This window comes from Stenotrophomonas sp. Sm10, from assembly GCF_030985515.1.
Taxonomy (GTDB): domain Bacteria; phylum Pseudomonadota; class Gammaproteobacteria; order Xanthomonadales; family Xanthomonadaceae; genus Stenotrophomonas; species Stenotrophomonas hibiscicola.
On sequence record NZ_JAPTFO010000052.1, the window covers coordinates 1 to 11,703 of the forward strand.

Consider the following 11,703-nt stretch of genomic DNA (forward strand, 5'->3'; position numbering starts at 1 on the left):
GCCGGGCGTCGTCATTTCTGCGGATCTTCGTGGTGGATTCTCCGATCGCTGCGGTAGAGTCGACTGTCAGTCGACTGCTCTGCGCAGGGCGATGAAAAGCCCGCGCTGCGCGCGATAGTCGACCAACAGTCGACTCTACCCAGCCGACAATCACCCAGCCGACAATCACCCAGTCGGCAACCACCCAGCCGACGATCACCCCGTCAGGTCCACCCAGAAAATACGCGCGCGCTTCACATCGGCGGTGGGATAAGGGCGCATGCTGCCCCCGGAGATCGACGATGTCCGCCACGCCGCAGTCCGCTCCCGCCCGCGCCTCCCGGCATCCCCTTGTCACCGTGCTGTCGCTGCTGCTGGTCGTGCTCGGCCTGGTCATCGGCGGCTTGGGGGCGTGGCTGCTCAGTCTCGGGGGCTCGGCCTACTACGCCATCGCCGGGGCCGGCCTGCTGGCCAGCGGCCTCCTGCTGTTCGGCAACCGTCGCAGCGGCGCGCTGCTGTACGCGCTGGTGTTCATCGGCACACTGCTGTGGACCTGGTGGGAGTCGGGCAGCGACTACTGGCGTTGGGTGCCGCGCCTGGGCCTCGTTACGGCCCTGGGCATCGTGGTGGCGCTGCTGGCACCGACCCTGCGCGAACCGGTGTCCAAGCGCCTGTCGCGCAGCGTGGCGGGCGTGCTGATGCTGGTGTTCGTAGCTGCCTTCGGCCTGGCCTTTGCGCCGCATGGTGAAGTGGACGGGCACCTGCCGTTCCCGGAAGGCGCGGTCAGCGCCGGACTGGAACCTACGCGCGATACCACGGGCCTGCAACCGGCCGACCAGCCGGCCGAGGGAGACTGGCCGGCGTGGGGCCGCAGCAATGCCGCCACCCGCTATTCGCCGCTGCAGCAGATCACCCCGGCCAACGTGGCCACGTTGCAGCTGGCCTGGCAGTTCCGCACCGGTGACCTGCCGAAGAAGCGCTGGGGTGCGGAAACCACGCCGCTGAAGATCGGCGACCGTCTGTACCTGTGCACTGCCCGTAACCGCCTGATCGCGCTCGACGCCGCCAGTGGCAAGGAAGTGTGGCGCTTCGATCCGAAGGTGAAGGACGCCTCGATCCCCTACACCGCGGCCTGCCGTGGTGTGAGCTACTACGAGCAACCGGCAGCGCCGATCCTGGCCGATGCCACCCTGGCCGATGCCGCGGCCGATCTGGCGTTGCCCGAGCCGCCACCCAGCGTGAGCCGCAGCGCTGCACCGGGCAGTCGTCCGGCGTGCTGGGCGCGCATCATCGAAGGCACGCTGGATGGCCGCCTCATCGCGGTGGATGCGGACAGTGGTCGCCCGTGCGCGAATTTCGGCAACAACGGCCAGGTCGACATCACCCTCGGCATGGGTGAGGTGCCACCCGGCTATGTGTCGATCACCTCGCCCCCGGCCATCGTGCGCGGCGTGATCGTCACCGGCCACCAGGTGCTGGATGGTCAGCGCCGCGACGCGCCATCGGGCGTGATCCAGGCCTACGACGCGATCACCGGCAAGCTGCGCTGGGCATGGGACATGGACCAGCCCGAGCGCAGCGGCTTGCCGCCGCGCGAGCAGACCTATACGCGCGGCACACCCAACATGTGGACCACCGCCACAGGTGATGAAGCACTGGGCCTGGTCTACCTGCCGCTGGGCAATTCCGCGGGAGACTATTGGAGTGGCTCGCGTACGGAGAGCCAGAACCGCTATGCAACCTCGCTGGTGGCGATCGACGTGGCCACCGGCAAGCCGGTCTGGCATTTCCAGGCGGTGCGCAAGGATGTGTGGGACTACGACCTGGGTTCGCAGGCCAGCCTGATCGACTACCCGACGGCGGCGGGCAAGGTGCCGGCGATCCTGTTGCCGACCAAGCAGGGCGACCTCTATATCCTCGATCGCCGCAACGGCCAGCTGCTGACCGCCGCCGAAGAGCGCAAGGTGCCGGTAGGCGGCGTCGAACCCGAGCAGCGTTCACCCACCCAGCTGTTTTCGCTGTACCACACGCTGCGCCGCGAACATGACCTGACCGAGCGCGACATGTGGGGCATCACCCCGATCGACCAGCTGGTCTGCCGCATCCAGTTCCGCAAGGCGTACTACGAAGGCTTCTACACGCCGCCGAGCAGCGAGCGCCATTCCATCGAGTACCCTGGCTACAACGGCGGCTCGGACTGGGGCAGCGTGTCCATCGATACGCGCCGCGGCGTGATCGTGGCCAACTACAACGACATGCCCAACTACAACCGGCTGGTGCCACGCGCCGAGGCCGACCGGCTGGGCTGGCTGCCACGCGAGAAGATCCGGTTCGACAAGGGCGGTGCAGAAGGCGCGGGCGACCCGCAGGTGGGCACGCCGTATGGCATCCAGGTCAACGCTGGTTGGCGGCTGCCGTTCACCGGCCTGCTGTGCAAGCAGCCGCCCTATGGCGGTATCCGTGCCATCGACCTGCGTACCGGCAAGCTGCTGTGGGACCGTCCATTCGGCAGTGCGCGCGGCAACGGACCGTTCGGCATCCGTTCCGGCCTGCCGATCGAGATCGGCACGCCGAACAATGGTGGTTCGGTGATCACCGCCAGCGGCCTGATCTTCATCGCCGCTGCCACCGATGACCTGCTGCGTGCCATTGACCTGAAGACCGGCAAGGAACTGTGGCATGCCAAGCTGCCCGCGGGCGGCCAGGCCAATCCGATGGTGTACGAGCAGGGCGGGCGCCAGTACGTAGTGATCATGGCCGGCGGCCACCATTTCATGGAAACCCCGAACGGCGATTATGTGATGGCGTTTGCGTTGCCCAGGTAACCGCAATGGGGGCGATGATCCACCCCCATTGCATGACGCTGGATCACACCGTCACCACCACCTTGCCGATCTGCTCGTTCGATTCCTGGTAACGGTGTGCCTCCTGGATCTGCGCAAACGGGAACACCTTGGCAATCTTTGGCGCCAGCGTGCCCTTGTCCAGGCCATCGACGATGAACGCCTTGGCGCGGGCCAGTGCGGCATCGTCAGAAACGATTTCCGAGTACAGATAGCCCTTCAGCGTCAGCGACTTGCCCAGCACGTTGAACAGCGGGAACGGCGTGGGTTCGCTGCTCAGCGCGCCGTATTCCAGCAGGATGCCGCCACGGGCCATCGCTTCGGTGAGCGGCACGAACTGCGGGCCACCGATCGGATCGAACACCACACGGGCACCGGCACCGCCGGTGATGCGCGCCACTTCGGTCACCAGATCCTGCTCCTGGGTGGCGATGACGTGGGCGGCACCGGCATCGAGCAGGGCCTGGCGCTTGCCCGGGCCACGGGTGACCGCGATCGGCGTGGCGCCCACTGCATTGGCGATCTGGATGGCGGCCAGGCCGACGCTGCTGCTGGCGGCGGTAATGATGACGAAATCCCCGGCGGCCAGGTGAGCCTGTTCCAGAAGCGCGCCCCAGGCGGTGACGTACTGCATCCACACCGCGGCCGCCGTTTCAAAGTCCAACGCCTGTGGGTGCTTGACCACAAGGCGTGCCGGCACGTTTGCCAGCTCGCCATAGGTGCCCCAGCGCGCAATGTCCAGTGGCGGTATCACGCTGACCGCATCGCCAGCAGTGAAGCCGCTCACCGCACTGCCGACTGCTTCGATCACGCCGGCGGCCTCATAGCCCAGCCGGCTGGGGAACTGCGCTTCCTGCAGATAGGCGCCGGTGCGGAACATCACCTCGGCGCGGTTCAGGCCGATTGCCTTCACCCGGATCTGGACTTCGTCAGGGGCGGGGGCGGGAACGTCGATATCGTCGAAGCGCAGCACATCGGCACTGCCATATTCGTGGATGCGGACAATCTGGCTCATGGGGCTCCGAGAAAGGGCCGACGAGGGCGCCGGCGAAAGGGTCACGGCTACTGTGCGCGTAGTCTGCATCCAGAATAAGGGGTAATCTGGTGTTTCATTGAAAAACAATTGTTTGCAATGGACCTGATCGCTCCCCTGCGGACCTTCGCCAAGGTGGCCGAGGTCGGCTCCTTCGCCGCCGCTGCCGAGGCACTGGACCTGTCGCCGCAGCTGGTCGGCAAGCATATCCAGGCGCTGGAGCAGCACCTGGGCGTGCGCCTGCTCAACCGCACCACGCGCAAGCAGAGCCTGACCGACTTCGGCCAGGCCTACCTGGCGCGGGCGCGGGTGATCCTGGAGGAAGTGGAGGGCGCCGAGCAATTGGCGGAAGTGGCGCGTGGACGGCCGATGGGACGCCTGCGCATCAGCGCGCCGGTCACCTTCGGCGTGCACGCACTGGGCCCGGCGGTGGTGGCCTACATGCAGCAGTACGCGGACGTGCAGGTCGATCTGAACCTGTCCAACAGCCTGGTGGACATCGTTGAAGACGGCTACGACCTGGTGTTCCGTACCGGTGACCTGGCCGACAGCGGGCTGGTGGCGCGACGGCTGGGGCCGTATCCGCTGGTCCTGTGTGCGTCGCCAGGCTATCTGGCTTCGCGCCCGGCCATCACCCATCCCAATGACCTGAGCCGCCACGAGTGCCTGGGCTTCGCGCATTCGATCATCCGCACACGCTGGAGTTTCCGCGATGCCGATGGCAGCGTGCTGACCGTGCCGGTGTCCAGTCGCTTCATGGTCAACCAGGCCGAGCCGCTGCTGACAGCGGCCGTGGGTGGGCTGGGATTGATCCTGCAGCCCTACGAAATGCTTGCCGCTGCGCTGGCGCGTGGTGAACTGGTGGAAGTGCTGCCGGACCATGTGCCGGTATCGACGTGGATCAACCTGGTGTATCCGCGCGACCGCCAGCTGACGCCCAAGCTGCGCAGCTTCCTGGACTTCTGCGTGGCGCGTTTCAGCGAGCAGAGCATGGCACGGCGATAGCACGGGCATCGGATAGCATTCCGGCGCCCCCCTGCGAAGGATCGCCCTGTGATGTCTCTTCTGCTACCCGAGCTTGCCGTTGGTTTCCTGCTGCTGGCGGGATTGTCCGGCAGCAGCAGGATCGTGGAGCAGAGCCCTGCGCAGGCGCTGGCCGAATGGGAGGCACGAGGGCGTGCCGATGGACTGGCGCGACCGGATGCCCCATGCCAGGATTTCCTGCAGACGATCGGGCGCAAGCCCGCAGGGCTGGAATACCTGGGCTGCAGCCAGGACGACGCGTCCTATATCAAGCCCATGCAAGCCCACTACCGCGTCGCCGGCGCACGCGCCGAGCAGGTCGAAGCGTATCTGCACACGACGTTCGGAATGCCGAAGTTACGTTACACCTGCTGTGGCTGGAGCAGTGGCGGGCCCTACAGCTGGCGCGAAGGTGCAGGCACGGTGAGGTACCAGATCGGGATGGGGATGGAATCGCTGCCGCATCCGCGCAGCGATTGGCGCCGCATCGAAGCATTCAACGTCACCGTGGAGGTGACGCGGCAGAGCCCGTAGCGTGGATGCGGCAGGCGCATGCTTGCTCTAGGATGCGTGCAGGGATCCCTGCAAAGGAACTGCGATGAAGGCTGTTGGACGTCTGCTGCTGTGCGCTGCGCTGGCCTGTCCGCTTCTGACGGCCGTGCCGGTTTCTCCTGCGATTGGCGCAACCACCTCCGAGCCTGCACATCCGCATGCGCAGGACGCCATCGATGACTGGCTTGCGGCCTTCAACGCAGGCAGCCTCGATGCGTTGCAGGCCTTCGCCGACAGGTATGCGAAGAAGGAAGGCAGTGCTCCCAAGGACTATCTTGAGTTCCGCGAGAGTACCGGCCCGCTGCGCGTGCTGGAAACGCGCGAGGGCACGCCTGGTCAAGCGAAGCTGCTGGTGATGGGCCAGCTGAACGAGCGTGCGATGTGGGTGACGGCGGAGATGGACCCGGACCACCCAGCGCACTTGAAGCTGTTCCACATCGAAGGCACCGAAACACCGGACAAGTACAAGCCGGAGCGTGTTGCGTTGCCGGCCCTGATGGCTGACGCCAGGACGAAGCTGGACGCGCTGCGTACACAGGACGCGCTGTCGGGAGCGCTGCTGGTGGCGCGCAACGGCCAGGTGCTGCTGGATTGGTGGGGCGGCGAGGCGGATCGCGAAGGCGGCATTCCGGTGCGGGCGGATACACGCTTCCGGTTGGCCTCGTCCAACAAAATGTTCACCTCAGTGGCCATCCTGCAGCTGGTGCAGGCGGGCAGGCTGGGGCTGGACGATACGATCGGCAAGCATCTGCCCGACTACCCGAACAAGGCCGTCGCCGCTGAGGTCACCGTCCGCCAGCTGTTGACCCACACCAGCGGTCTCGGCGATTTCTTCGGCGATGATTTCGACCAGTACTCGGCCTCGCTGAAGACGCTGGATGACTACGTGCAGCGCTTCGCCAAGGATGTACCGCAGTTCACGCCCGGCAGCCAGGACAGCTACTCCAACTATGGCTTCATCGTGCTTGGGCGCCTCATCGAGGCCGTTTCAGGGCAATCGTACTATGCCTATGTGGAGCAGCACATCCTGCGACCGGCCGGCATGACCGGCACCGGCTTCGAACCGGAAACGGTGAAAGTGCCACAGCGTGCCGTTGCCTACACGAAGACGAACGGGCAATGGACACGTGAAACGAAGTCGCTGCCTTGGCGCGGCATGTCCGCCGGCGGTGGTTACAGCACAGCCACCGACATGCTGAAATTCGTCGAGGCGCTGCGCGGCGGAAGACTGGTCTCGCCGGCACTGCTGCAGCAAGCCACCACGGCGCAGAACCACAAGCGTTGGTATGGCTTTGGCTTCGTGGTGCAGGGCGAGGGCAGGGAGCACCAGTACGGCCACGAAGGTGGTGCGCCTGGGTCGAACAGTGCCATCGTGGTGATGCCTGCTCAGGGTTATGTGATCGTCGGCCTGGCCAATGTTGATCCGGACGCGATGGGCAACGTGGTCAATTACATCGCGCGGCGGTTGCCGTTGCAGTGAGCGTGAGGGGGCGAAGGATGTAGAGTCGACCGTTGGTCGACTATCGCGCGGAGCGCGGGCGCTTCGATCGTTCCGCTAATGGCAGTCGACTAACAGTCGACTCTACCCAGTCGACGTCATCCAGTGGACGTTACCCAGTCGACGTTAGCCGGCCGGCGTTACCCAGTCGGGGCCGGCACCCGCACCATCTTCGTCATCAGGTGTTCCACTACCCCCGCAGGATCGGCAGTACGACCCACATGCGTGCTCGACATCTGCACGATCGAGCTGCGCTTGGCGGTGAGGAAATGGAAGCGCGCGCGTGCCGGCAGCTGCGCGATCGGCCCGGCGCTGGCGTCGCCACGGCAGATGGCCACGATCGCATCCAGCCACGGCTGCAGCGCCTCCTGGTCCAGCGCCGGCGCGAAGGCGCGCAGGCGCGCAGGATCGATCTCGATGGCCGCCTCCAGATGACGCGCGCCAGGGCAGGAGACGATCACCCCGACGTTGATGAATTCCTCGCGTTCCACCCGCGGTACCACGCGGATGACCGCATAGTCATACGTGTGCAGCATGGGCACGGATGGCCTCCTGCACGAACACCGCACGCACTTTCAGGCGATGATTGAGATAGTCGATGTAGCCTTGGCGATAGGCCTGCGGGCTGTCGAATGCCGGCTCGTTGACCAGCCAGCTGTCCGGCACCAGGCCGACGATGCGCTCGATCTCGGCATCGGTCAGGCGCGCGGCCAGTTCGGCATCCACCTCGGCGATGCGGCTGGCGAACGACAGCAGCACGTGGTCGCGGATCAGCACGAACGGCTTTTCGCAGGCATCGCCGGCGTTGGCCCAGTCGTGATGGAAGTACATGGCCGCACCGTGATCGATCAGGTACAGCTTTCGATGCCACACCATCAGGTTCGGATTGCGCGTGGTGCGATCGACATTGCTGGTGAGCGCATCGAACCAGACGATGCGCGAGGCCAGATCGGCATCCACCGGCATCGCCGCCGGGTCGTAGTTGATCGCACCGGGCAGGTAGTCCAGGCCCAGGTTCAGGCCTTCGCTGGCACGGATCAGTTCCTGGATTTCCGGGTCTGGCTCGGTGCGGGCGAACTCGCGGTCCAGCTCGACGAACAGGATTTCCGGAATCGGCAGGCCCAGCGTGCGCGCCATCTCGCCAGCGATCAGCTCGGCGATCAACGCCTTCGGTCCCTGGCCGGCACCACGGAATTTCAGCACGGCCATGCCGTCGTCGTCGGTCTCGACCACGGCGGGCAGGGAGCCACCTTCCCGCAGCGGGGTGATGTAGCGGAGGGCATGTACGGTGCGCATGCGCGCATTCTAGCGTGGCGCCGCGGGAGACGCGCCGCAGCGGAACGACGCGCCAGCTTAATGAACGGGCACCGCGCGAACCGCCTTGTACGGGCCGCCGGCAATCTTCACTTCGTCCTTCCGCGCACAGTGGCAGCATTCGTTCCAACGGAGCAACACGCCCGCGTGTGACCTTCAACAGGAGGCCGTCATGCCGCTACAGTGCAGCTGTCACGCTTCACCCTGCATGCAACGCAACGCGTGGTGTTGACCTTGGCCTGACACGGCCACGGCACCGGCACGGATGGCCGCCCCCGCAGCTGCAGACACCGTTCACGCCTCGCGCCCCCGGCGTTGCCCGGTGGGTTCTGCGATCCAGAGAGTTGCGCCCCGAGATGAACCCCTGCGTTGCCGCCGGCAGTGGCAACGTGGGCGGCCGCCGAATCCACGATGTCCCCACAGGCTTTGGAGGTGCACCGATGAACGACGAATTCAATCCCATGTTGCCGCCCCTGGACGATGCCAAGGCCGAGGAAATGATCGGCAAGCTCGTACTGGTCGGTGTCACCCGCTATGGTGGCGACGGCCAGGTGCAGGGTCTGGAACAGTACGCGGGCACCGTGCTGCGCATCAGTGCCGACGAAGGCGTGGTGCTGGCCGATGAAGATGATGGTCATGAGCGCTACCTGCCACCGATGCTCGACCAGTACCAGCGAGCCGAGCCCGGTGAGTACCGGATGCGGAACAGCGGCATGATCGTGGTCGACCCGGACTACCTGGCCACCTGGGACCTGCACGCGCAGCAGTGATGACAGGCCACGCCTGGCAGGTGCCGGACCGTTTCCGGCCTGACCGGGCGTGGCTCACTTTGCCCCATCCGGCCACTAGCCCTTCCGGCCCATTCACGACAACCCCTGCGGTGCTAGATTCGGGTTCATGCCCGATTCCGGGTACCCATTCACACCCAGGGGATAAGGATGCTGATCCGTCGAACCTCTCTGGCGGCGGCCGTTGCCGTTGCCACCGTCGGCCTGCTGGCCGCTGGCCCGGCGCTTGCCGACTACGCCAAGCCGCCGGAACACCTGCTCAAGGTGCTGAAGGCACCGCCGCCGCCGGCGCCGAACGTGGCCCCGGGCGGCCAGCGCCTGCTGCTGACCACCGCGCAGACCTACCCGTCAATCAGCCGCGTCGCCCAGCCTTACCTGAAGCTGGCCGGCGTGCGCCTGGAGCCGAAGAACCGCAGTCGCCATGACACCCCCGGTGGCTACGGCATTCCGGCCTGCGTGGCCGACTTCACCCTGGTCGACATCGGCAGCGGCAAGGAGACCAAGGTCAACCTGCCGCAGGGCTGCGCCACCGGCGCGTTGTGGTCGGCCGATGGCAGCCACTTCGCCTTCCAGAATGCGGTCGATACCAGCGTGCAGCTGTGGGTGGGCGATGCGGCCACCGGCCAGGTGAAGCAGGTGCCGAACGTGCAGCTGAACCCGATTTTCGGCTATACCGTGCAGTGGCTGGGCGGCAGCCAGAACCTGCTGGTGAAGCTGGTGCCGGCCAACCAGGGCCCGGCGCCGTCCAATGGCGGCGTGCCGACCGGTCCGGACGCGCAGGAGTCGCTGGGCAGCAGCGGCGAAAGCAGCACCTACGAAGCCCGCGACACGCTGACCAGCGTCCATGACGAGAAGCTGTTCGCTTATTACGGCGCCTCGCAGCTGGCCGTGGTCGATACCGTCGCCAACCGCGTGCGCCCGGTCGGGCAACCGGCGCTGTTCAATGAAGTCAGCGCCGCGCCCGATGGCGTGCACGTGCTGACCGAATCGATCAAGGCACCGTATTCGCATGCGGTGACCTACCAGCGCTTCGCCAACGACGTGGCCGTGCTGGACATCGCCAGCGGCAAGTCCACGCCGATCGCCAGCCTGCCGTTGGCCGACCGCGTGCCGGTGCACGGCGTACCGGAAGGTCCGCGCGGTTTCGACTGGCGTGCCACCGATCCGGCCACCCTGGTCTATGCCGAAGCGCTGGACAAGGGCGACTGGAAGGTGAGCGTGCCGCATCGCGATCGCGTGCTGATGCTGAAGGCGCCGTTCAACGGCAAGCCGACCGAAATCACCCGTACCGCGCAGCGATTTGAGGGCTTCGCATGGACTGCCGATCCGGCCGTGGCGTTCCAGTTCGAGAACGACGAGAACCGCCACTGGATGCAGACCCGCATCGTCGATGTGGACCAGCCGAAGAAGGAAGGCCGCCTGCTGTGGGACATGTCCAGCGATGAGCTGTACGGCAACCCCGGCAACCTGGTCTTTACCCGCCTGCCGAACGGCGCACAGGTCGTGCGCCAGGAGGGTAATCACGTGTTCCTGAGCGGCCGTGGCGCCTCGCCGCAGGGCGACCGTCCGTTCCTGGACCGCCTCGACCTGGGCACGCTGAAAAGCGAGCGCCTGTTCCGCAGCAGCGCCGATGCCTACGAGCAGTTCCTCGGTTTCAGCAACACGCCGGGGCGCTACCTGACCTGGCACCAGTCGGTGATCGATCCGCCGAATGCCTTCATCCGCCAGCAGGGTGAGGCGGTGGCCGACGCGAAGGCCGGCGAGGCGCAGTTCGCGTCCACCACGACCGCGCTGACCAAGCTGGTCGACCCGACCCCGGAAGTGCGCCAGATCAAGAAGCAGCTGGTGACCTACAAGCGCGCCGACGGCGTGGACCTGTCGTTCACCCTGTACACGCCGCCGGGCTACAAGGAGGGCCAGCGCGTGCCGGCGATCCTGTATGCGTACCCGGCCGACTTCGCCAACGCCGCGCAGGCCGGCCAGGTGTCCGGTTCGCAGCAGACCTTCACCCGCCTGCAGCCGTACCGCCTGATGCTGCTGGCCGGCTACGCGATCATCGACAACGCCTCGTTCCCGATCGTGGGTGACCCGAAGAACGCCTACGACACCTACCTGGAGCAGCTGGAAGCCGACGCCAAGGCGGCGGTGGACAAGGCCGTGGACATGGGCGTGGTCGACCGCAACCGCATCGGCGTGACTGGTCACAGCCACGGCGGCCTGATGACCGCCAACCTGATCGCGCACACCAAGCTGTTCAAGGCCGGTGTGGCGACCAGCGGTTCGTACAACAAGACCTTCACCCCGTTCGGCTTCCAGAACGAACGCCGCTCGGTCTGGCAGGCGCAGGACGTGTACCTGAAGGCCTCGCCGTTCTTCTATGCCGACAAGATCAAGCTGCCGCTGCTGCTGGTCCACGGCGAGGACGACGCCAACCCGGGCACCGAGCCGTTCCAGTCGCGCAAGCTGTACCAGGCGATCCGTGGCAACGGTGGTACCACCCGCCTGGTGATGCTGCCGAACGAACCGCACTGGTACACCGCATTGGAATCGAACGAGCAGCTGGTGGCGGAAATGTTGAACTGGTTTGACACCTACGTGAAGAACGCCAAGTGAGATGCAGCAGGGCCGCCCCGGGGCGGCCCTGCTGCTGGCTGCTGCGTGGCAGGGATGGGG

General features: G+C 66.1%; 10 protein-coding genes. 6 read left to right on the top strand and 4 right to left on the bottom strand.

Going from position 1 to position 11,703, the window contains the following annotated elements:
• A partial coding sequence (locus O0J15_RS14335; protein WP_308305838.1) for a hypothetical protein occupies nt 1-292 on the bottom strand: 292 nt, incomplete at its 3' end.
• Here O0J15_RS14335 and O0J15_RS14340 point away from each other — a divergent pair.
• Nucleotides 282-2,804 (top strand): membrane-bound PQQ-dependent dehydrogenase, glucose/quinate/shikimate family, encoded by a 2,523-nt coding sequence (locus O0J15_RS14340; RefSeq protein ID WP_308305839.1) that lies wholly within the window; start codon nt 282-284, stop codon nt 2,802-2,804. The two genes, O0J15_RS14335 and O0J15_RS14340, sit on opposite strands and share 11 nt — an antisense overlap.
• A 43-nt stretch (nt 2,805-2,847) precedes the next feature.
• Here the strand turns inward: O0J15_RS14340 and O0J15_RS14345 are convergent, their stop codons facing one another.
• A complete protein-coding gene (locus tag O0J15_RS14345) occupies nt 2,848-3,837 on the bottom strand; it encodes a zinc-dependent alcohol dehydrogenase family protein (RefSeq protein ID WP_308305840.1) in 990 nt (329 codons plus the stop codon).
• Nucleotides 3,838-3,954: 117 nt separating this feature from the next.
• Between O0J15_RS14345 and O0J15_RS14350 the strand changes: the two genes are divergently transcribed.
• The 3 genes from O0J15_RS14350 to O0J15_RS14360 all read left to right on the top strand — a co-directional run bounded on the left by O0J15_RS14350 (nt 3,955) and on the right by O0J15_RS14360 (nt 6,910).
• The gene (locus tag O0J15_RS14350) at nt 3,955-4,860 is read left to right on the top strand and encodes a LysR family transcriptional regulator (protein WP_308305841.1); all 906 of its coding nucleotides are present in this window, start codon (nt 3,955-3,957) and stop codon (nt 4,858-4,860) included.
• 51 nt (nt 4,861-4,911) lie between these two features.
• The gene (locus O0J15_RS14355; RefSeq protein ID WP_308305853.1) at nt 4,912-5,412 is read left to right on the top strand and encodes a DUF4952 domain-containing protein; all 501 of its coding nucleotides are present in this window, start codon (nt 4,912-4,914) and stop codon (nt 5,410-5,412) included.
• Between the two features lie 64 nt (nt 5,413-5,476).
• The gene (locus tag O0J15_RS14360) at nt 5,477-6,910 is read left to right on the top strand and encodes a serine hydrolase domain-containing protein (RefSeq protein WP_308305842.1); all 1,434 of its coding nucleotides are present in this window, start codon (nt 5,477-5,479) and stop codon (nt 6,908-6,910) included.
• A 158-nt stretch (nt 6,911-7,068) separates the two neighbouring features.
• Here the strand turns inward: O0J15_RS14360 and O0J15_RS14365 are convergent, their stop codons facing one another.
• Both O0J15_RS14365 and O0J15_RS14370 read right to left on the bottom strand, forming a co-directional pair.
• Nucleotides 7,069-7,470, bottom strand: a complete 402-nt coding sequence (locus tag O0J15_RS14365; RefSeq protein ID WP_308305843.1) for a DUF3037 domain-containing protein — start codon at nt 7,468-7,470, stop codon at nt 7,069-7,071.
• Nucleotides 7,448-8,224, bottom strand: a complete 777-nt coding sequence (locus tag O0J15_RS14370) for a HipA family kinase (protein ID WP_308305844.1) — start codon at nt 8,222-8,224, stop codon at nt 7,448-7,450. Before O0J15_RS14370 ends, O0J15_RS14365 begins: the two co-directional genes overlap by 23 nt.
• Nucleotides 8,225-8,682: 458 nt before the next feature.
• Here O0J15_RS14370 and O0J15_RS14375 point away from each other — a divergent pair, with 458 nt between their 5' ends.
• Both O0J15_RS14375 and O0J15_RS14380 read left to right on the top strand, forming a co-directional pair.
• Nucleotides 8,683-9,012, top strand: a complete 330-nt coding sequence (locus O0J15_RS14375) for a hypothetical protein (protein WP_207049180.1) — start codon at nt 8,683-8,685, stop codon at nt 9,010-9,012.
• Nucleotides 9,013-9,180: 168 nt separating this feature from the next.
• The gene (locus O0J15_RS14380) at nt 9,181-11,643 is read left to right on the top strand and encodes a prolyl oligopeptidase family serine peptidase (RefSeq protein WP_188250493.1); all 2,463 of its coding nucleotides are present in this window, start codon (nt 9,181-9,183) and stop codon (nt 11,641-11,643) included.
• The last annotated feature ends 60 nt before the right edge of the window (nt 11,644-11,703 follow it).